The organism is Sphingomonas koreensis (genome assembly GCF_002797435.1).
Taxonomy (GTDB): Bacteria; Pseudomonadota; Alphaproteobacteria; order Sphingomonadales; family Sphingomonadaceae; genus Sphingomonas; species Sphingomonas koreensis.
In genome coordinates, this window is record NZ_PGEN01000001.1 from 2,774,100 (window position 1) to 2,794,752 (window position 20,653).

Sequence of the window (20,653 nt, forward strand, 5' to 3'; positions counted from 1 at the left end):
TCCTGCCCTAAACATCATACATCGTACAATATGATGATGGAGCGGGATGGTGCCAAGGCTCTATGGCGAGACCCTTAACCGGCGCGACCTTGCCGCGCGATCGGGTTCGCTTTCGCAATTCGCGGGCGTGCGTCTGTCGACGCTGGGCGACGGGGTCGAGCGCGGGGTGCGGCAACTGGAGTTCCGCACCGGATCGGGCCTGCGTTTCACGGTGCTGGTCGATCGCGCGATGGACATCGCCGAGTGCGAGCATAATGGCCGCGCGGTCGGCTGGCATTCGCCCTCGGGCTTCCGCCACCCCGGGCTGCACGATTATGAGGGCGAGGGCGGCCTTGGCTGGTTCCGCTCGATGTCGGGCCTGCTCGTCACTTGCGGCCTCGACCATGTCCTGTTCATGCACGACGATCCCGCCGGCCATTATCATTACGGCCCGCGCGAGAAGGTGTCCTCCTCGCTCCACGGCCGCATCGGCACCATCCCCGCGCGGCTGACCGGCTATGGCGAAAGCTGGGAGGGCGAGCGCTGCGTCCTCTGGGCCGAGGGGGTTGTCCAGCAATCGACCGTGTTCGGCGAAGACCTTCATCTCATCCGCCGGATCGAGGCGGATGTCGGCGGCGACGAGATCAGGCTGCACGATCGCGTGGTCAATCACGGCTTCTACCGCACCCCGCACATGTACTGCTACCATATCAACGTCAGCCATCCGGTGGTGGCCGAAGGCTCGCGCTACGTCGCGCCGGTCCGGGACGTGATCTGGGCCGCGCATCAGGACAAGTATCGCGACCAGAATACGGGTTACCGCACCCTCCCCGCGCCGATCGTCAATTTCCACGAGCAGGTGTGGCAGCACGACATGGCTGCCGATGCAGACGGCAAGGTCAATGTCGCGCTGGTCAACGAGGCGCTCGGCTTCGGGTTCGAGGTCGAGACGCGCAAGGACCAGTTCCCCGCCATGTACGAGTGGCAGAATCTGCACGCCGGCCATTACGCCGTGGGGATCGAGCCTTCGACCAACCATGTCATGGGCAAGGATTTCGCGCGCGAGCGTGGCGAGCTGATCTGGCTCGAGCATGGCGAGGCGCGGCGCTACGACAGCGTCTTCCGTATCCTCCCCGATGCCGAAGCCGTCGCCGACGCCGTGCAGCGGATCGAGGGCGTAGCGCTCCAGCCCGCCGAAGACTATCCCGTGCCCTCGGGCAATTTCCCGCCGATCGGGGGCGCCAAGTGAAGGGCCGCACGGTTCTTTACACCGGGGCGGCCGGCGGCCTTGGCCTCGACACGACATTGCTGCTGATCGAGCGCGGCGCGACGGTGGTCGCGATCGACCATGATCTCGCCAAGGTCGAGGCGCTCGAGGCGGCGGCACGCGGGAAGGGGCCGGGGAGGCTGATCGTCTCGACGGCGGATCTCGCCGATCTCGACCGGCTGCGCGTCACGCTCGACATCCTGATCGAGGAAACCGGCGGGTTCGATGTCGTCATCAACAATGCCGCAATCTACCCGTCCAAGCCGTTCGAGGACTATTCGATCGCGGAGCATCAGGCGATCCAGCGCGTCAATGTCGACGCGGGCATCGTCGCGGTGCAGGCGGCGCTGCCGGGGATGCAGGCAAAGGGATTTGGTCGCATCATCAACGTCTCAAGCATCACCATTTCGGGCGGCTGGGCCAACCTCTCGCCCTATGTGGCCTCGAAGATGGCGCTGGTCGGCCTCACCCGTGCGTGGGCGCGCGAATTCGGCGCCTGGGGCGTCACCGTCAACGCGATCGCGCCCGGCGCCTTCCCGACCGACGCCGAGAAGATCCATCCCGACCCCGAGGGCTATAACCGCATGGTGCTCGACGCCCAGTCGATCAAGCGCCGCGGCACCGCCCGCGACATCGCCAACGCCATCGCCTTTTTCGCGAGCGACGAGTCCGGTTTCGTCACCGGCCAGACGCTGCACGTCAATGGCGGCTGGACCATGAACTGAGGAAGACGACGTGACCAATATCCTGAGCGGCATCCGCGTGCTCGACTGCTCGATCGCGATGGCAGGACCGTTCGCGGCGCAGCGCATGGGCGACATGGGCGCCGACGTGGTCAAGGTCGAGCCGACCAGCGGCGAATGGCAGCGTCACGCCTCTGCCGGCGGTGCCAACGGCAACAAGATCAACGTCTCGTTCCTCTCGCTCAACCGCAACAAGCGCAGCCTCGCGGTCGATCTCAAGGCGCCTGAGGGCAAGGCGCTGCTGCTCGAACTGGTCAAGGATGCCGACGTGTTCCTCCAGAACTATCGTCCCGGCGTCGCCGAGCGGCTGGGTGTCGATTATGCGACGCTCAGCGCGATCAACCCGAGTCTCGTTTACGTCTCGATGTCCGGCTATGGCGAGGACGGGCCTTACCGCAATTATCCCGGCCAGGATCTGCTGCTCCAGGGCATGTCGGGCGCGATGATGTCGACGGGGGCGGAGGGCGCGCCGCCGTCCGCCGCGGGCCAGTATCTGGTCGATGCGGTCACCGCCTATTCGGCGTTCGAGGGCGCATTGGCGGCGTTGTTCCACCGCGAGCGGACGGGCGAGGGCCAGCTGGTGCAGGTCAACATGCTCGACGCGATCACCACGATTCAGATGCAGGAATTGTCGGTGTTCACAGTGGGCGAGAAGCCGCAAGCGCGATCGGCCGAGCCGCACGCGCATAGCTATATCCGTGCGCCGTACGGCGTTTTCGCGACCGCTGACGGTTACATCACCGTCGCCATGGCCTCGCTCAAGAAGCTCGGCGAGCTGTTCGAGGACAGCTTCTTCGAGGGCCTCGACGACGAGCGCGACAGCTGGGCACTGCGCGACCAGATCTTTGCCAAGGTCCGGGAACACCTGCCCGCGCGTACCAGTGCGCAATGGCTCGAAGCGATGCGCGCGCGCGATATCTGGGCCGGCCCGGTCTACGGTTATGCCGATCTGGTCGAGGATCCCCAGATCAAACACAACGGTACCTTTGTCGAATATGACCATCCGACCGAGGGGCGGGTGAAGGCGCCGGGCTTCCCGATCCGCTTCTCCAAGACGCCTTCGACCGTCGCGCGCGGCGCGCCGCTGGTCGGCGAACACAGTCGCGAGCTGCTGCGCGAGGCGGGTCTGGATGGGAAGGCGATCGAGGCGCTGATCGAATCGGGCGTGGTGCGCCAGCACGCATGAGCATGCCACATTATCGCGGCCTGACCTGGGATCATCCGCGCGGCTACAATGCGCTTGCGGCCGCTGCGGCGCAGGCGGACGGCATCGCGCTGCGGTGGGACAAGCATCCGCTGGAAGGGTTCGAATCGCACCCGATCGGCGACTTGTGCGCGCGCTATGATCTGGTGGTGCTCGATCATCCGCATGTCGGTGAAGCGGTTGCGGCGGATTGCCTGATCCCGATCGAGGATCTGTTCGGGGCGGACGCGATTGCGGCATGGCGCGCTGCGGTCGCCGGGCCGTCGCTCTCCAGCTATCACTATGCCGGCAGGCATTGGGCGCTTCCCCTCGACGCGGCGACCCAGGTGATGGCTTATCGGCGCGAAACGGTGTCGCTGCCGCCGCTTGAATGGGCGCAGCTGCCCGCCTTTGCCGCGGATCACGCCGTTGCGCTGTCGCTCGCCGGGCCGCACGCGATCCTGAGTTTCCAGTCGATCTGCGGTGCGCTCGCTTTCGATCCCGCCGTGCCGCGCGACACCTTCATGGACCGCGCCATCGCGCGCGAGGCCTATGCACTGATGGCCGCGCTGACCGGCGACGTCACCCGTCGCGCACGCGACCTCAACCCGATCGCGATGCTCGGCGCAATCGAGCGCGGCGAGGGGATCGACCTCTGCCCGCTGATCTATGGCTATGTGAACTATGCGACCCGCGGCGTCGGTTTCACGAACGCACCCGCCGGTCCGGACGGCCGCATCGGATCGACGCTGGGCGGCACCGGGATCGGCGTGTCGAAGCGCTGCACCGTCACCCTTGAACTGATCGATCATCTGCGCTGGCTGATGTCGGAGCCGGTCCAGCGCGGCTTCATTCCGCAGCATGAGGGACAGCCCGCGCTGCGCTCGGCCTGGACCGACGATGCGATCAACGCCGCGACCGGCGGCTTCTTCGCCGCGACGCTAGCCACGGTCGAATCCGCGCTGCTGCGTCCCCGGCACGACGGCGCAATCGCCTTCCAGACGGCTGCCTCGACGCGGCTGCGCGCGGGCCTGCTCGACGGCGATGCCGCCAATGCGGTCCTCGACGACCTCGAAACCTTCTATCGCAGCCACCACCCGGCCGGAGCCGAGACATGACCGACGACCTGCTGTTCACGGTGGCCGACCATGTCGCCACCATCACCCTCAACCGGCCCGCCAAGCTCAATGCGCTGACGCCCGAAATGGCCGCCGCGCTGATCGCCTCGGTGAGCGCGTGCAATAGCAGCGACGCGGTGCGCTGTGTCGTCATCACCGGCGCGGGCGAGAAGGCCTTCTCCGCCGGATCGGACATCACCACGCTCGACGGCTATGCGACTCCGTGGGATTTCCGCAATCGCGACGATTACTGTGACGCGCTGCGTGCCTGCCGCAAGCCGGTGGTGGCCGCCATCAACGGCTATGCGCTCGGTGGCGGGCTGGAGACGGCGATGGCCGCCGACATCCGCATCGCCAGCACCAACGCCCGCTTCGCCGCGCCGGAGATCAAGCTGGGCTGGATCGGCGGCGGCGGCATGGCGGCGGGCCTCACCTATTCGATGGGCGCCTCCAACGCGGCGCTGATGCTGTTCACCGGCGACATGATCGATGCGGAGAAGGCGCTGGCCTGGGGACTGGTGAGCGAGGTCGTCGCGCCCGACGCGCTGCTCGCCCGCGCGCAGGAGATTGCGCGCACGATCGCTTCGCGCGCACCGATCGCGGCGGAGACCGCCAAGCTCAACCTGCGCGCGGCGCATACGATGCCGTGGGATAAGGCGATCGAATATGAGCGCGACCTGCAGGCGATCTGCTTCGCCACCGACGACGCGAAGGAGGGCCGCGCCGCCTTTGCCGAGAAGCGTGCGCCCGTCTTCCGCCGGCGCTAGTCTGGCGCAATGACCAGGCCCCGCATCCTCCTCACCCGCCGCTGGCCCGAAGCGGTGGAGGCGCGCCTCGCCGCCCGCTATGACGTGACGCGCAACGAGACCGACATGTCGATGGACGCCGCCGCGCTGGCACAGGCGATGCGCGAGCATGATGCGCTCTGCCCGACCGTGACCGACAGGATCACCCGCGACGTCATCCTGACCGAAGGCCGCCGCGCGCGCATCATCGGCAACTACGGCGCCGGGTTCGAGCATATCGATCTCGACGCCGCGCGCGAGGCGGGGATTGCCGTCACCAACACCCCCGACGTGCTGACGGACGCCACCGCCGACATCGCGATGACGCTGATCCTGATGGCGACGCGCCGCGCGGGCGAGGGGGAGCGGGAGCTGCGCGCGGGTGAGTGGACCGGCTGGCGCCCGACCCATCTGCTCGGCCGGTCGCTGCGCGGCAAAGTGCTCGGGCTGGTCGGCTATGGCCGCATTGCCCGCGCCGTGGCCGATCGCGCGAAAGCGTTCGGGATGAAGATCGCCGTCCATAGCCGCAGCCGCGCCGAAGACGTGCCAGAGACGGACTATCATGCGTCGCTCCAAAGCCTGTTGAGCATTGCGGATGTGGTCTCGCTCCATGCGCCGGGCGGCGCCGCGACCCGTCACATGATCGACGCCGCCGCGCTTTCCGCAATGAAGCGAGACGCAGTGCTGGTGAACACCGGCCGCGGAACCTTGATCGACGAAGCCGCGCTGGCGGAAGCACTGAAGGTCGGCACGATCGCTGCCGCCGGCCTCGACGTGTACGAACGCGAGCCGGCGGTCGAGGCGGCGCTGATCGACCTTCCCAACGCCGTGCTGCTCCCGCACTTCGGCTCGGCGACGCTGGAGACGCGCGAGGCGATGGGGATGAAGGTCGCCGACAATCTCGACGCCTTCTTCGCCGGGCACGAACCGTTTGACCGCGTCGCTTGAGATTGTCGCCCGCGCGGCCAGAGGCTGGCTCGGCCCGCGCCCGCTGATCCTGGGCATCTGCGGGTCGCAGGGCAGCGGCAAGTCGACCCTCGCACGCGGTCTGGTCGATGCGCTCGGCGTGCGCGCCGCCACGCTCTCGCTCGACGATCTCTATCTGGACAAAGCGGCGCGGGCAGCGTTGGCACGCGATATCCACCCGCTGCTCGCCACGCGCGGCGTGCCGCTGACGCACGACGTTGCACTCGGCCGTTCGATCCTCGACGCGGTCAGGGCGGGGCAACCCGTGCGCCTGCCGCGCTTCGACAAGGCCAGCGACGAGCCGCTTGCGCAAGCGCAGTGGGAAGCAATCGATGCCCCGCTCGACCTGCTGATCTTCGAAGGCTGGTGCGTCGGTGCCCACGCACAGCCCGCAGCGGACCTCATCGCGCCCGTCAACGATCTCGAGCGTGCCGAAGATCCGGACGGGCTCTGGCGCCGCGCGGTGAACGCCGCGCTCGCCGGTCCCTATCAGGCACTGTTCGCGCGTCTCGACCGGCTGGTGCTTCTCGCCGCGCCGGATTTCGACGTGGTGCGCGGCTGGCGGGCGCAGCAGGAGGCGGCCCTGCGCGCCAGCCTCGACGAGCAGGGCCGCGATCCTGCGCTGGCGATGAGCGACATGCAGATCGCGCGTTTCATCCAGCATTATGAGCGGATCACCCGGGCGATCCTGCAGGAGATGCCGGGCCGTGCCGATCTGGCGCTTCCTCTCGGTCCTGATCGCGAGTTGATCGGTAAAACCTGACTTACGGCTTGTGATCCCAGTCCCGCTAATTCATCATATGATAGACAACGACAGGAGAGGGTTATTGCTCAGGGAACGGGCCGAATTCAGCCGCAGGACGGCATTGCTGGGCGCCGGCGCCGCATTCGCTGCCAGCGCGATCCCCGTCCGTGCGACCGGATCGCTCACCGGCTTCCACAATGTCCGCGATTATGGCGCGAAGGGTGATGGCAGGGCGATCGATTCCCCTGCCTTCAACCGCGCGATCGAGGCGGCGAGCGCGAAGGGCGGCGGCACGATCGTGGTGCCGCCCGGACGCTATCTCTGCTTCTCGATCCGTTTGAAGAGCCACATCACGCTCGTCCTCAGCCCCGGATCGGTGATCGAGGCGGCGAACCCGAAGAAGCACAAGGGACTGTACGACCTGCCCGAGGGCGTGTTCGAGGAGCAGCTGGTCGATTACGGACTGGCGCATTTCCACAACAGCCTGATCTATGGCGACGGGGTCAGCGATATCGCGATCATCGGCCAGGGGCTGATCCATGGCCTCGGCCTCGACCGCGAAGGCCCGCCGCCGCGCTGGCACGGGATCGAGGGCTGGAAATCGCCCGCCGAACAGGGCCTCAGCGCCGACGCCGCGCGCCGCGCGATCCCGCTCGAGATGGAGTATGAAGGCCGCGGCAACAAGGCGATCGGGCTGACCCGCTGCCGCAATGTGCTGCTCAAGGATTTCTCGATCCTGCAGGGCGGGCACTTCGCCTGCTACGTGCTGGGCTGCACCAATGTTCGCATCGACGGACTGACGATCGACACCGACCGCGATGGCATCGACATCGACTGCTGTCGTGACGCGCGCGTCACCAATTGCGTGGTCAACGCACCCAAGGACGACGCGATCGTCTTGAAGAGCAGCTTCGCGCTCCAGCGTCCGGTGTTCTGCGAGGACGTGCAGGTGATCGGCTGCAAGACCAGCGGCTATCTGCTCGGCTCCGTGCTCGACGGCACCTATCGCAAATCGCCCTATCTCGCCCCCGACAAGGTCGGCGTGCTCGGCCGGATCAAGCTCGGCACCGACAGCGCGACCGGCTTCCGCAACATCCTCATCGCCGACTGCATATGCGAGAACAGCCGCGGCCTTCAGCTCGGCGCGATCGACGGCGGGGTGCTGGAGGACGTCACCTTCCGCGACGTCAACTTGGTCAATCCGGTCAACCATCCGATCTTCCTGCGCCTGTCCGCGCGCAACCGCGCGCCAAAGGGAGCGGGCGTGGCGAAGGTCCGCCGGGTGCGCTTCACCGGCATCCAGGTCTCGGGTGCGCGGGCCGAATATCCGTGCGGCGTGGTCGGCATCCCCGACGGGATCATCGAGGATGTGAGTTTTCGCGGCGTCGATGTCGCCGCGGCGGGCGGCGGTACCGAAGCCGATGCGAACCGCGTGGTGCCCGAGCGCCGCAACTCCAGTCTCGAGCCGAGCTTCATGGGCACCTTGCCCGCGCACGGCCTCTATGCGCGACACGTCCGTAATCTGAGCGTCACCGATTGCGGCTTCGACACCGCAGCGCCAGATGCGCGGCCTTCGGTCGTACTGGAAAGTGTCGATGGCGCGGTGGTGGATCGTCTCGCCTCGCCCAAGCCGCGCGATGCCGCGGTGCGCACCGGCGCGGGCAGCCGCAACATCGCGATCGGATCGGTCCGGGCCTTCAGCGCGACGAGACCGTGATGCGCTGCCCGCTGTGGCGAGGCTGTACGACGCGATGAGCGTGGCACCGCGCGGCGATCATCCACCGCGCTGTGCCGCGACCCAGCGGTCGATCATCGATTCGAGAACCGAAACCGGCATCGCGCCTGCCGCCAGTGCGGTGTCGTGGAAGGCACGGATGTCGAACTTGTCGCCCAGTGCCTTGTGTGCCTTCTCACGGATCGCCACCCAGCGCGTCTGGCCGACCATGTAGCTGGTCGCCTGTCCCGGCCACACGCAATAGCGCTCCACTTCGGTGATGTTGCCGCGCTCGGGCGTGCCGAGCGCATCGTTCATATACTGGATCGCCTTCTCGCGGCTCCAGCGCATGTGATGCAGCCCGGTATCGACCACGAGGCGCGCCGCACGGAACATATAGGATTGGAGATAGCCGAGCCGTCCGAACGGATCGTCGGCATAGGCGCCCATCTCATCTGCAAGCTGCTCGGCATAGAGGCCCCAGCCCTCAGTATAGACCGAGTAGACGGGCAGGCGCCGAAGCCGGGGAATCCCCGCCGCTTCCTGTGCCAGTGCGATCTGGTGGTGATGCCCTGGGGTCGCCTCGTGATAGGTCAGCGTCGGCAGTGTCCAGCGCGGGTTCTCGGCAGTGTCGCGCAGGTTGATGTAATAGGCGCCCGGTCGCGATCCGTCGGCGGAGGGGATCTGGTAGTAGCCCGCGGTCGCACCAGCCTCGATCTCCGGCGGGACACGGCGGATCTCGACAAGCGTTTTGGGCAGCCGACCGAACATCTCGGGCAGGCGGCGTTGCATCTCGACGATCTGGGCGTTGAGCTCGGCGATCAGCTTCGCCTTGCCGGCGTCGGTGTTGGGATAGATGAAGCGCGGGTCCTTGCCCAGCGCGCGCAGACGCTGCGCGACGCTGCCTTCGGTCATCCCCTGCGCGCGAAGGATCGCGTCGGCGCGGGCGGTGAGGTCAGCCATCTTCTCCAGCCCCAGCTGGTGAACCTCCTGCGGCTTCATCCCGGTCGTCGTCGCGTAGCGCAGCGCATAGTCATAGTAATCGGCACCCTGCGGCAGCCGCCACACGCCCGCATCGTGCGTGGCGCGCGGGCGCACCCGGCGCAGCTCGGCGATCTGGCGCTGCATCGCCGGATAGATGTCGCCGCTCACGATCTTCGCGCAACGCGTTGCCCAGTCGCCGGGGATCGCCTGGGTCTTCCTGGTCAGGTTGGTGACCAGGATGTTGGCCTCCGGCGCGGGGGCTGCGACCCGGGCATAGACCTCCAGCGTCCGGTCGATCACGAAATCGGGCGGAATGACGCCCGCGACATGATCGGTTTGGATTCGCCCGGTCTCGTTGTCGAGCTGTTTGGCAAAGTCCCGACAGCGGGCCAGATAGGCCTCGGCATCCGCCGCATTGGCGATGCTGTGCTGGTTGGTCAGGAAATCGGGGATCGAGCGGTAGATGCCGCTCAGCTGAGTCACCGGATGCGGCTCGGGCCAGCTGTGCAGGCCATAGCTGAACGTGTCGTACGCCTTGACGAAACTCTGCCAGGGGCCTTGGAAGGTCTCATAGTTGACCAGGTCCATGCCCGACAATTTTGACGGATCGATCGTGGCGAGCTGCTTCAGCCCCTCGCGATACAAATCGTGCTGGCGGCGGATGCCAGCGGGGCTGCGGTCGGTCAGCTTCGATTTGGCGCCGGCATAGGCGCCCTTGTCGAGCCCCAGCGCGGTGCAGAATTCAGGATCGGTCTCGAGCAGCCGGTCGTACAGTTTCTCGTAGATCGCCGTCAGCCGCGTGCCCTCCTCGCTCTGGCTTTCGCGCGCGCGGACGGCGGGCGCGAGCGCCGGGAGCAGCGCGGTGGCGATCAGGGTGCGGCGGTCGATCATGCGTCGGGGCTCCGTGCGAGAGGGGGATGGGTCGATCCCTACGGGGCCGCACCTGCGCCGGTATTGAACCCATTTGACCTACGCCGCCATCCGCCGGGGGTCAGGCCGGTCAACATCGTGACTGCCCGCGTCATATGCGCCTGGTCGGCATAGCCGAGTTGCTGGGCCACCGCCGCGAATGGCGTGTCGGTCCCGCGCAGAGCCGAAACCGCGGCCCGGGCACAGGCGTTCGCGCGATAGGCCTTGGGCGTGCAGCCATAGGCGAGGCGGAAGCCTCGACTTAGCGTTTCCTGTCGCACCCCCGCTTGCTCGGCCCATTGACCGAGCGGGATGTCGCGCATCGCGCGCAGATCGGCGGCGAGTGCATCGGGCCAATCCAGCGGTGCTGCGGTGCATGAGGCGAACTGGCCGGCAAGCGACGCCTGGGCTTCGCCAAGGTCGCGTTCGGCGAGGCGGACCAGCAGATCGGGGTCGGCAACCCGACCGCGCATCGTCCGCGACTGCGAAAGGGCGTGCGGCACCGGCAGCACCAGCACTTCGGCCCCCCGGTGATCGAACCGGTCGAGGTGCGATTCGAACGCATGATGGATCAGCACGTCGCCAGGCCGGACATTCCACCGGCCTTCGTCGCCGGCCTCCTGATAGCCGCCTGACAGCACCACCGCGACGAACGGGTCGTCATGGCAGTGGCGCTCGCGCAATTCGTTCGCGTGGTGACGCAGTCGTCCGATCGGCGCTTCGGCAAAGCTGCACAGGAAACCCATCTCCCCTGTCTAGGACGGCAGCGCCCGCGCCGTCCATCGGGTCGCTGCTGCCTCAGTCCCGCGGTCCCGCTTCCTCGATCACCTTGCGCGCCTCGGCCGGCCAGTCGCGGTCGGGGACGAGGAAGTTGCCCCGCGCGTCGTTGCCGATCTCGGGCAGCCAGCGCCCGCCGGTCGACATCGAATTGTGCCAGTTGCCGGACGCCTTGTTGTCGGTCGAGATCCGGCGCCGGAACATACCCCCTGCGGTGTTGATGTTGAGCCACTTGCCCCCGGTCTCGACGACGTTGCCGGTCACGGTGAAGTGCTTGCTGCCCTCGTCCAGATAGATGCCGATCCGGTTCGAGATGTCGAAGATGTGGTTGTTGCGGATGATCGAATTGGGGTTGGCCGACAGATTGTAGATCGCGCCGCCATCCTCGTACCACAGCTTCACGCCATGGATGCGGTTGCCCTCGACCAGCGTGTTGCGCAGCGTCGTCGGCGTCGTGAATTTCGGATTGTGGACGTAGCCCTTCTGCTTCTCGTCGTAATTCGGGTTGCCGCCCGCATCGTTATAGCCCCAGCCCCAGCCGACCGCGATCGCGTCGTAGGGCGCGTCGCTGATGTCATTGTGCCGGATCGTCGCGCCGTCGATGTACGTCGTCAGGATCGCGGCATTGTCCTTATAGTCCTGGCTGACCGTGACGACCGTGTTGTCCTCGATCACGAGGTTGCGGTTGATCAGCCTGGGGTCGGAGGGGTGATGCGCGTCGGTTCGTACGCCGCCTGCCATGATCGCGCCGCCCGCCAGGATCGAGAAGCGGTTGCGCGAAACCCGGATGCCGTCGGTCGCAAGCCCGACGCCGGTCAGGTGCGCGGTCGGCTCGTTGCCGATCCCGAGCGCGATCTGGCCGAGCTGAGTGAAATTGTTGCCCTCGAAGCTTACCTCGCGCGCCGCCGACACCTGCACCGCGGCGGGCATCTGGTGCCATTTGAGGCGCATCGATTCGAATTCGACGCAGCCCCAGCCGCATTTCTCCCACGCATCCTTGGGCCGGATGGGCGAGACGTCGCTGAGATAGGCACCGCTCTGCTGGTTGGCATAGCCGGTTGGCTTGCTCGGCCCCATCCATGAGGTGTGCGCGAAGGTGAGGCCGCGGAAGCTGAGGCGCTCGACCGGCGCCGCGGGCGTGCCGCTGATCGAAACCAGCGTCTCCAGCGTCGGCACCACCACCTTCAGATCCTTGATGTCCTCGTCGATCCCCGTGCGCAGGTAGAGCTTGCCCGCCTCGGGCTCGATCACCCATTGGTGATAGCGCGCATGCCAGTCGTTGGTCTTGCCGATGAACTCGAGCGCGTTGACCAGGAACAGCCGCGAATCATCGGGGAAGATCGGCTTGCTGACGGTGTCATAGCCCCAGGTGTTGTTGTCCCATGCCGGCTGCTGCATCGTCACGGTGGTGCCGCTGATCGACTTCACCGGCGAGTAGCGGTCGGTGAAGAAGCCGGTCGCCTCTAGTTCGAGCCGGTCGGGCCGGGCGAGCTTGCCGATATAGCCATACTTGGGATTGGTGATCTCGAACCCGTTGGGGCCGAACTTCACGTCGGAGGCGCGCAATTCGATCCACGGGCGTTCCGCGACGGTGCCGTTGACCCAGATCTGGCGCGTGTCGAGCCCCTTGGGGGTCGCGGCGACATAGATGCGGCGCTCTTCGTCGTAGGAGGCAAAGCCGGTGACCTCGATCCCCGACGAGATGACCGGCTTGGCGCCCTCGGCGGCGCGCCACTCGACCTTCTTGCCGTTCAACCCACCATCGGCACGGCGGAAGATCAGCGGCTTGGTCAGTGTGTAGGTGCCGCCGGCGAGCAGGACGGTGACGTCGCCCTTTGCGTTACTTGCGCGCACCAGCGTCTGCGCGCGTTCCAATGTGCGGACGGGCTTGGCCACAGTTCCCGGATTGCGGTCATCGCCACCCGGCGCGACATGCACCGTCACCTGCGCAAAGGCTGAGGTTGCGGTGAGCAGCGCGGCAGCCAACGTGAGGCGATGAACGGCTTTGGCAATCATCTGGGCACTCTCCTAACGTCCGTCACCCCGGCCCTGTGCCGGGGTCCACTATGCCGCGCTGGTCAGGCTTTACGCCTCTTGCCCTATCCCTGGCATCCCGGTGGACCCCGGCACAGGGCCGGGGTGACGGGGCGGGGCAGGATCCAGCGGGCCGATCCCGATTCAGTTCACCCAGCCGCCGTCGATCACGTTGACGGTGCCGGTAGTAAACGCGCTTTCGTCGCTGGCGAGATAGACGGCCAGTGCCGCCAGCTCGCTCGTCCGGCCGAATCGGCCCATCGCCTGACGCGCGGTAAATTCCGCGTACGCCTTCTCGAAATCGCCGGTGTCGTGTAGCCGCTGGATCAGCGAGGGGGTCTCGACCGTGCCGGGGCAGATCGCGTTGCAGCGAATGCCCTTGGTCACATAGTCGATCGCCACCGACTTGGTCAGGCCGATCACCGCCGCCTTGGTCGCGCCATAGGCAAAGCGGTTGGGCACCGCCTTGATGCTCGAGCAGACCGACGACATGTTGATGATCGATCCCCCGCCGCGCGCGATCATGTGGGGCAGCACGGCGCGGATCATCCGGTATTGCGCGGTGACGTTGAGCGACTGGGAAAACTCCCACGCATCCTCGTCGCAATCCAGGATCGTGCCGGCATGGACGAAGCCCGCGCAATTGTAGAGCACGTTGAGCTCGGGAAATTCGGCGGCGATCGCCGCAACCGCGTCCTTGCTGGTCACGTCGAGCTGGCGCGTCTCGGCGCCCTCCAGTCCGTCGAGCGCCTCGGCGCGGACATCGGTGGCGATCACCCGCGCGCCTTCGCGCACGAACGCCTCGACAGTGGCCCGGCCGATGCCCTGGCCCGCCGCGGTCACCAGTGCGATCTTGCCTTCGAGACGGCCCATAAACTCTCCAATGGGTTGATTTGTGGCGTAGACAACGCCGTTCGTATTCGTATGATGAATTATGTTTGAGCATCATGCAAGCATCGATCGCCGCTCGACCCTCGGGCTGCTGGCTCTCCTCTTCGGCGCGCCCGCCGCGGCGCAGGTCGCGCTCGACGGGCATGGCGTCGAGGACATCCGCAAGCATGGCGCACGCGGCGACGGCCGCACGATCGACAGCCCGGCGATCAACCGCGCGGTGCAGGCAGCGGCCGGGCGCGGCGGGGGCGTCGTGCTGGTGCCGCCGGGCCGGTATCTCAGCTTCTCGATCCGCCTGCTCGACAATGTCACGCTGGCATTGTCGGCTGGCGCGGTGATCGAGGCGGCCGATCCCGACATCCACGGGCGCAATTACGATCCGCCCGAAAACTATATGGAAGAGCAGTTCCAGGATTTCGGGATCACGCATGTTCACAACAGTTTGATCTATGCCGATGGGGCGTCGAACATCGGCGTGATCGGACCGGGAATGCTGCACGGCCTGGGCCTTGATCGCGAAGGGCCGGGGGACCGCTGGTGGAAGCGCGACAACTGGCAGTCGGCAAAGGCGCTCGGCATCAGCCCGAAGGAATTCATGCTGCGCGACGAGAAGGAAGCCGCGCAGGTGGGGCGCGCCAACAAGACCGTCGGGCTGATGAACTGCCGCAACGTCCGGCTCAGGGATTTCACTATCCTGCAGGCCGGGCATTTCGGGATCATCGCGCATGGCTGCACCAACATGGCGCTGGACGGGATCGTCATCGACACCGATCGCGACGGGATCGACATCGATTGCTGCCGCGACGTGCGCGTCACCAACTGCACCGTCAACGCGCCCAAGGACGATGCGATCGTGCTCAAGAGCAGCTATGCGCTGGGCCGCAAGACGATGTGCGAGGACATATTGGTCCAGGGCTGCAAGACCAGCGGCTATTTGATGGGTTCGCTGCTCGACGGCACCTATCGCCCGTCCGACTATGGCTCGCCCGACGGCAACGGCGTGCTGGGCCGGATCAAGATGGGGACCGAGACCAATGGCGGCTTCCGCAATGTGCGCATCGCCGACTGTATCTGCACCAACAGCCGCGGCATCCTGATCGGCATCGTCGATGGCGGGCTGATGGAGGATGTGGTGGTGAGCGGCATCACGCTGCGCGATCCCGTCAATCATCCGCTGTTCGTCCACCACGCCGCGCGGATGCGCGCGCCCAGGGGCACGCCGGTCGGCAAGATCCGCCGGGTGCGGTTCGAGAATGTGCAGGTGTCTGGCGCCGATCCGCGCGAACCGTGCGGGGTCGAGGGTTTTGCCGACGGCCCGGTCGAGGATGTGAGCTTCGTCGGGATCGACGTGACCTCGCCCGGCGGCGGCACTGCGGCGGACGCGGCGCGCGAGCCCGAATATCGCCGCGAGACCAGCCTTGAGGTGAGCTACCTCAAGACGCTGCCCGCGCACGGCTTCTGGGCACGCCACGCCAAGCGGCTGACGATCCGTGACTGCCGCTTCGCGGTGGAGAAGCCCGATGCACGGCCGACCGTCGCCCTGCGCAACGTCGAGGGGGCGCTGATCGACGGCCTCGTCTCCAGCAAGCCGCGCGATGCGGCGGTGTCGGCAAAGGACAGCAGCGGGATCGCACTCGGCGCGGTACAGACGCTCGCATGATGGAGCGCCTGACCAATTTGGGCCAGCTCGCTTTCGGCGCGGCATCGATCGGTAACCTGTATCGTGCGGTGCCCGAAGCTCAGGCGCGCGACGTGGTGGCGCGAGCATGGGATGCGGGCGTCCGCACCTTCGACACCGCCCCGCACTACGGATTTGGCCTGAGCGAAAAAAGGTTGGGCGCGGCGCTCGCCGAGCTGGATCCGGCGCAGAGCGCGATCGTCTCGACCAAGATCGGGCGGCGGCTCGATCCGCGGCCGGATGCCGATCTGTCGGCGATGCGCCAGGCCTTCGTTTCGCCCGAGCCGTACGAAAGCGTGTTCGACTACAGCTATGATGCAGTGATGCGCTCGTACGAGGGCAGTCTGAAGCGGTTGCGCCGCGATCGGATCGACATCCTCTATGCGCACGATATCGGGGTCTTCGCGCATGGCGCCGCGCATCCGAGGCGGTTCGCCGAGTTCATGGGCGGCGGCTATCGCGCGATGCTCAAGCTACGCGATTCGGGCGCGGTCGGGGCGATCGGCATTGGCGTCAACGAAGTCGCGGTGTGTATCGAGATGCTGGGGGCCGGGGAGATCGATCTGATCATGCTCGCAGGCCGCTACACCCTGCTCGAACAGGATCCGCTCGACGATCTGCTCCCGCTCTGCGCGCGGCGCGGCGTGCGGCTGGTGATCGCCGGACCGTATAATAGCGGCATCCTCGCCAAGGGGGTACGCCACGGCGGCGCCATTCCCAATTTCAACTACGAGCCTGCGCCCCCCGCGATCCTCGAACGGGTTGGCGCGATCGAGGATGTCTGTGCGAAGCATGGCGTGCCGCTGGCCGCGGCCGCGCTGCAATTCCCGCTCGCGCATCCGCAGGTCGCGTCCGTGGTGCCGGGGATGGGGTCGGTGCGTCAGGTCGATGATGCGCTGGCGCTGATGGCGCGGGTGATTCCCGTGACGCTGTGGGAAGAGCTTCGCGACGCGGGCCTGATCCGCCGGGACGCACCGCTTCCCCAATGACAGTCACCCCCGCACAAGCAGGGGTCCCTCCCCATGAAGCGAATCACTTGCCGCACGGGCCCCAGCTTGCGCTGGGGCGACGGCGTATCCTCAACCCTTGCGGGTGGTCTCGAACAGGAACCAGGCGCGCTCCTCGGCCTGATCGGTCCATTCGTCCAGGATGCCGCTGGTCGCATTGTCCTTGGCCTCGTCGACGATCTCCTTGGCCTCGCGCAACAGCGCGATCAGCTTGAGATTGTCCTCGCGCAGCTCGGCCAGCATCTCCTCGGGCGCGACGAAGTCCTTGTCATTGTCCTTGATCGTCTGATGGCGCGAGATGTCGCCGACCGAGCGCAGCGTGGCGTTGCCGGTCTTGCGCACGCGCTCCGCGATCACATCGGTGGTCGCGAGGATCTGCGCGGCCTGATCGTCGAGCAGCAGGTGATAGTCGCGGAAATGCGGACCCGAGACGTGCCAGTGGAAGTTCTTGGTCTTGAAATACAGCGCGTAGCTGTCCGCCAGGATACCGTTCAGCGCCTGCGCCACGGTCTTGGTGTCGTTGCGGTTGAGATCGGTCGGGGTCTTCAGCGCGGCGTTCGGGTCGGCCATGATTCGCTCCTGATCGGTTGGGTTCGGCTATGAAACGATCCCCTGCCATATAGGCTCCGTTGTTGCGCTGCGGAAAGTGCGATCAGGGTAATCGACCGGCTAGATCAGGCGGAGGGCGCCCGCAGCGAGTACGGCACCGAGAGCAAGGCAGATCAGACCGAAACCCACGCGGTACGGGCCGATGGGCAGCTTGCGCCATGCCTTCTCGCCCATCAGCGCCGCAGCGGTGTTCACACCCAGAGCCGCCAGCGTCGCACCGATTGCCGCGAGCACGGGCGCAGGCTCCTGCGCGGCGAAGGCGAGGGTGAAGAACTGCGTCGTGTCGCCTGCGGCAAAGATGCCCACGCCGAACAGCGACGTCGCGAACGTTCCGAGCTTCCAGCCCTCAAGCCGATCGGGCGGTTTCAGGCGCCACAGCGCGCCCATCGCTGCGAACCCCAGCGCCAGCGCGAGAAGAAGCTGGCGGGCATTGGGCGTCAGCATCGGTGCGATCAGCATGCCTCCGGTCGCCGCCACGGCATTGCCCGCGGCGTGCGCGAGGAAGGCGGCAAGGGCGACCGTGAAGGGTTTGCCGAACCGGTCGGCCAGGATCGCGACGAGCCAGGGCGATCGGTCCCCCGCCTGCGCCAGCAAGGCGGCGATGAAGGCGGGGACGAGCGAATCCATCAGGCCGTCATATCAGGCGCCGAGGCGGATCGAACAGGCCGCGGTAAAGGCAGCGGCGGTACGCGGATCGTCGCGTCCGCAGCTGACCGCATCGCGCAGCAGCGCCAGACCGTCAGCGATCATCGGTCCGCGCTGCCCTGCGGCAAGCGCCGATTCGAGCGCATGGACCACCGGAAGAGCGGGGGTGATGCCGTTGGCGAGCGCGATTCGCCGGATCGCGTCGAGATCGGCGGCAAGCTCGGCGGTCGCGGCCCGCGCCGCGCGCGCACCGATCGAATCGATTCGCTGACCAAGCTCGTCGGCCAGCACCCAGTTGCGTGCATCGGTCATCGCGGTTCTCCCCCTGCGATCCTTACGGGTGAACGGTGCGCCCGACATGGTTAACGCCCCGCTAATCGGCTCAAAAGCGGACCGCGCGCTTGACATCGCGCCCTCCACGGGGCATGCGCCCCCTCCTGACAGCGGCCTGCCAGCGCGCGGCCGCTTTATTTTTTGAACGAAACTGCAGGATTCGGGCGATGGCCAAGCCGACAACCGTCAAGATTAAGCTCGTCAGCACCGCTGATACCGGCTTCTTCTATGTCACCAAGAAGAACCCGCGCACTCAGACCGAGAAGCTGAGCTTCCGCAAGTACGATCCCGTCGTGCGCAAGCACGTCGAGTTCAAGGAAGCGAAGATCAAGTGATGGCGGCGGCGTAAGCCGCTGCACATCATCCCGGACTCGATCCGGGATCCAGGGCCGCAGGCGATTCGCCGTGCGGCCTTTTACGTTTGCCAGTGCCGACTATCTACAAAAGAGCCTGCACCTCCGCGACAAAGCGCATCACCGAAATCGGCTTGGTGACATAAGCGTTGGCGCCCGCCGCGCGGATTCGCGCCTCGTCCTCCTGTCCGGCATAGGCGGTCACCGCCATCACCGGGATGTCCCTGAGCGCCGGGTCGCCGCGCATCCGCCCGATGATGTCGAGGCCGGAGATGTGCGGCAGCTGGATATCCATCACCACCAGATCGGGGTTGAACGCGCGCGCGGTCGCCACTGCTTCGCGTCCGTCGCGAACGGGCGAGGTCTCGAAGCCGTGCGCGCGCAGCAGGTCGCAGAAAAGTTTGAGGTTGAGTTCGTTGTCCTCGACAACCAGCACCCTTTTTGCCACGCGCAGTCTATCCATCAATGAGGTCGGGCAAGCTCTAGGCGATGCGCGCTGGCGAGACAAATGAGGACGCAACCGCGCTGGCGCTTGCCGCGCTCGGCTGGACGGTGTCCGATGTCGCCCGCGCGCATCGGTTGCTCGACATGACGGGCCTCACGCCCACCGATCTGCGTGCGCGGGCGGGCGAGCCTTCGGTGCTCTCGGCGGTGCTCGGGTTTCTCGAGGCCTATGAACCCGATTTGATCGCCTGTGCCGAAGCGATCGGCGCCCAGCCCGCGGCGCTGGTGGCGGCGCGCGCCAGGCTGGAGATTGCATGAAGCCGCTTCTGATCTGCGATTGCGACGAGGTGCTGCTGCACATGGTGCGGCATTTCAGCGTCTGGCTCGACGAGGCGCATGACGTGGATTTCGACGTGTCGAATCACGATTGGCCCAACGCGATCCGGCATCGTGACGGCAGCGCGCTGACGCATGAGGCGATCTGGGGCTTTCTCGACGGATTCTTCCCGGGCGAGATGGCCCGGCAGACGCTGGTGCCGTACGCCCGCGAGGCGCTGGCGGTGTTGGCGGAGGCTGCCGATATCGTGATCCTGACCAATCTGAAGGATCATTGCCGCGAGCATCGCATCGCCCAGCTCGACTCGCATGGCATTGTCCATCGCGTTGAATGCAATCAGGGCGGCAAGGGCCGGCCCGTGGCGCAGCTGGTTGCGGAACATGGTGCGCAGGTTGCCGTATTCGTCGACGATCTTGCCCAGCATCACGAATCGGTCGCGCGCGCGGCGCCGCATGTGTTCCGGCTGCACATGGTGTCCGAGCCGGCAATGGCGCCGCATGTCCCTGCCGCGCCCTATGCGCATGCCCGGATCGACGACTGGCGCGAAGCGCAGCGCTGGATTTCCGATCGTTTTGCCGCCGGGCAACCGGCAACCGAAGTTGAATCCCTGGGAGATGCTAGATGACTGATGTGCACGCCAAGCTTGCCGAACTCGGCCTGACCCTGCCCGAGGCGGCCGCGCCGGTCGCGGCCTATGTGCCGACCGTGCTGGCGAGCGGGCTGCTCCACATTTCGGGCCAGCTTCCCTTCAAGGATGGCGCGGTGATGACCGGCCGCCTCGGCGAGGATCGCGACGTGGCCTATGGCCAGGAGGCGGCGGAGCGCTGCGCATTGATGCTGGTCGCACAGATCGAGAAGGCGCTGGGCGGATTCGACCGGGTCGAGCGGATCGTCAAGCTCGGCGTATTCGTGAATTCGGCACCCAGCTTCACCGAGCAGCCCCAGGTCGGCAACGGTGCGTCCGAGCTGATGGAAAAGCTGTTCGGCGAGGCTGGCCGCCATGCGCGCGCCGCTGTGGGCGTCGCGGCACTGCCGCGCGGTGCTGCGGTCGAGGTCGATGCGATCGTCGCTGTTCGCTGAAGCCAGCGGCCGACCCCGGCCGTCACAAACGTGACAATCCTGTTGCGCCGCCGCAACATCGGCGGCGCAATT

General features: G+C 66.6%; 22 protein-coding genes. 14 read left to right on the forward strand and 8 right to left on the reverse strand.

Annotated features, from left to right (window positions below):
• The first annotated feature begins 46 nt into the window (after positions 1-46).
• The 8 genes from BDW16_RS13155 to BDW16_RS13190 all read left to right on the forward strand — a co-directional run bounded on the left by BDW16_RS13155 (position 47) and on the right by BDW16_RS13190 (position 8,503).
• Complete coding sequence (locus BDW16_RS13155) at positions 47-1,228, forward strand: aldose 1-epimerase family protein (protein WP_066571825.1); 1,182 nt, start codon at positions 47-49, stop codon at positions 1,226-1,228.
• Positions 1,225-1,971, forward strand: a complete 747-nt coding sequence (locus BDW16_RS13160; protein WP_066571822.1) for an SDR family NAD(P)-dependent oxidoreductase — start codon at positions 1,225-1,227, stop codon at positions 1,969-1,971. The genes BDW16_RS13155 and BDW16_RS13160 overlap by 4 nt, the downstream gene beginning before the upstream one ends.
• Before the next feature lie 10 nt (positions 1,972-1,981).
• Positions 1,982-3,175 carry a CaiB/BaiF CoA transferase family protein gene (locus tag BDW16_RS13165; RefSeq protein WP_241230547.1) on the forward strand — a complete coding sequence of 398 codons (1,194 nt, stop codon included), beginning with the start codon at positions 1,982-1,984 and terminating at the stop codon, positions 3,173-3,175.
• Complete coding sequence (locus BDW16_RS13170; RefSeq protein WP_198585792.1) at positions 3,172-4,290, forward strand: type 2 periplasmic-binding domain-containing protein; 1,119 nt, start codon at positions 3,172-3,174, stop codon at positions 4,288-4,290. Before BDW16_RS13165 ends, BDW16_RS13170 begins: the two co-directional genes overlap by 4 nt.
• Positions 4,287-5,057 carry an enoyl-CoA hydratase/isomerase family protein gene (locus BDW16_RS13175; protein WP_066571817.1) on the forward strand — a complete coding sequence of 257 codons (771 nt, stop codon included), beginning with the start codon at positions 4,287-4,289 and terminating at the stop codon, positions 5,055-5,057. Before BDW16_RS13170 ends, BDW16_RS13175 begins: the two co-directional genes overlap by 4 nt.
• 9 nt (positions 5,058-5,066) lie before the next feature.
• Positions 5,067-6,023, forward strand: a complete 957-nt coding sequence (locus BDW16_RS13180) for a 2-hydroxyacid dehydrogenase (RefSeq protein WP_066571813.1) — start codon at positions 5,067-5,069, stop codon at positions 6,021-6,023.
• Complete coding sequence (locus BDW16_RS13185; protein ID WP_066571808.1) at positions 6,007-6,804, forward strand: kinase; 798 nt, start codon at positions 6,007-6,009, stop codon at positions 6,802-6,804. Before BDW16_RS13180 ends, BDW16_RS13185 begins: the two co-directional genes overlap by 17 nt.
• A 64-nt stretch (positions 6,805-6,868) precedes the next feature.
• Entirely contained in the window at positions 6,869-8,503 is a 1,635-nt protein-coding gene (locus BDW16_RS13190; protein ID WP_241230546.1) for a rhamnogalacturonidase, read from the forward strand.
• A gap of 57 nt (positions 8,504-8,560) precedes the next feature.
• Here the strand turns inward: BDW16_RS13190 and BDW16_RS13195 are convergent, their stop codons facing one another.
• From BDW16_RS13195 to BDW16_RS13210, 4 genes are all read right to left on the reverse strand, one after another.
• Positions 8,561-10,375 (reverse strand): DUF885 domain-containing protein, encoded by a 1,815-nt coding sequence (locus BDW16_RS13195; RefSeq protein ID WP_066571803.1) that lies wholly within the window; start codon positions 10,373-10,375, stop codon positions 8,561-8,563.
• A 38-nt stretch (positions 10,376-10,413) separates the two neighbouring features.
• Positions 10,414-11,139: a helix-turn-helix domain-containing protein gene (locus BDW16_RS13200; RefSeq protein ID WP_066571800.1), complete on the reverse strand. Its 726-nt coding sequence runs from the start codon at positions 11,137-11,139 to the stop codon at positions 10,414-10,416.
• Positions 11,140-11,191: 52 nt separating this feature from the next.
• Positions 11,192-13,186, reverse strand: coding sequence for a right-handed parallel beta-helix repeat-containing protein (locus BDW16_RS13205; RefSeq protein WP_066571797.1), 1,995 nt, complete (start codon positions 13,184-13,186; stop codon positions 11,192-11,194).
• Between the two features lie 162 nt (positions 13,187-13,348).
• Complete coding sequence (locus BDW16_RS13210) at positions 13,349-14,077, reverse strand: SDR family oxidoreductase (protein WP_066571794.1); 729 nt, start codon at positions 14,075-14,077, stop codon at positions 13,349-13,351.
• A 61-nt stretch (positions 14,078-14,138) separates the two neighbouring features.
• Here BDW16_RS13210 and BDW16_RS13215 point away from each other — a divergent pair, with 61 nt between their 5' ends.
• A complete protein-coding gene (locus BDW16_RS13215) occupies positions 14,139-15,755 on the forward strand; it encodes a rhamnogalacturonidase (RefSeq protein ID WP_198585793.1) in 1,617 nt (538 codons plus the stop codon).
• On the forward strand, positions 15,752-16,762 hold the full coding sequence (locus BDW16_RS13220; RefSeq protein ID WP_066571792.1) for an aldo/keto reductase: 1,011 nt from the start codon (positions 15,752-15,754) through the stop codon (positions 16,760-16,762). Before BDW16_RS13215 ends, BDW16_RS13220 begins: the two co-directional genes overlap by 4 nt.
• A gap of 90 nt (positions 16,763-16,852) precedes the next feature.
• Here the strand turns inward: BDW16_RS13220 and BDW16_RS13225 are convergent, their stop codons facing one another.
• The 3 genes from BDW16_RS13225 to BDW16_RS13235 all read right to left on the reverse strand — a co-directional run bounded on the left by BDW16_RS13225 (position 16,853) and on the right by BDW16_RS13235 (position 18,346).
• Positions 16,853-17,350: a Dps family protein gene (locus tag BDW16_RS13225; protein ID WP_066571789.1), complete on the reverse strand. Its 498-nt coding sequence runs from the start codon at positions 17,348-17,350 to the stop codon at positions 16,853-16,855.
• A 99-nt stretch (positions 17,351-17,449) separates the two neighbouring features.
• Entirely contained in the window at positions 17,450-18,016 is a 567-nt protein-coding gene (locus BDW16_RS13230) for a TMEM165/GDT1 family protein (protein ID WP_066571781.1), read from the reverse strand.
• Positions 18,017-18,028: 12 nt separating this feature from the next.
• A complete protein-coding gene (locus BDW16_RS13235; protein WP_066571779.1) occupies positions 18,029-18,346 on the reverse strand; it encodes a hypothetical protein in 318 nt (105 codons plus the stop codon).
• Positions 18,347-18,534: 188 nt separating this feature from the next.
• Between BDW16_RS13235 and rpmG the strand changes: the two genes are divergently transcribed.
• Positions 18,535-18,702, forward strand: coding sequence for a 50S ribosomal protein L33 (gene rpmG, locus BDW16_RS13240; RefSeq protein ID WP_066571778.1), 168 nt, complete (start codon positions 18,535-18,537; stop codon positions 18,700-18,702).
• Positions 18,703-18,805: 103 nt separating this feature from the next.
• Here rpmG and BDW16_RS13245 read toward each other — a convergent pair whose 3' ends face one another.
• Positions 18,806-19,168: a response regulator gene (locus tag BDW16_RS13245; protein WP_066572801.1), complete on the reverse strand. Its 363-nt coding sequence runs from the start codon at positions 19,166-19,168 to the stop codon at positions 18,806-18,808.
• A 41-nt stretch (positions 19,169-19,209) separates the two neighbouring features.
• On the opposite strand from BDW16_RS13245, the gene BDW16_RS13250 reads away from it, so the two are divergent.
• The 3 genes from BDW16_RS13250 to BDW16_RS13260 are packed head-to-tail and all read left to right on the forward strand — an operon-like array spanning position 19,210 to position 20,581.
• On the forward strand, positions 19,210-19,482 hold the full coding sequence (locus BDW16_RS13250; protein WP_066571775.1) for a DUF3572 family protein: 273 nt from the start codon (positions 19,210-19,212) through the stop codon (positions 19,480-19,482).
• Positions 19,479-20,126 (forward strand): hypothetical protein, encoded by a 648-nt coding sequence (locus BDW16_RS13255; protein ID WP_066571767.1) that lies wholly within the window; start codon positions 19,479-19,481, stop codon positions 20,124-20,126. Before BDW16_RS13250 ends, BDW16_RS13255 begins: the two co-directional genes overlap by 4 nt.
• Entirely contained in the window at positions 20,123-20,581 is a 459-nt protein-coding gene (locus tag BDW16_RS13260) for a RidA family protein (protein ID WP_066571765.1), read from the forward strand. Before BDW16_RS13255 ends, BDW16_RS13260 begins: the two co-directional genes overlap by 4 nt.
• Positions 20,582-20,653: the final 72 nt, after the last annotated feature.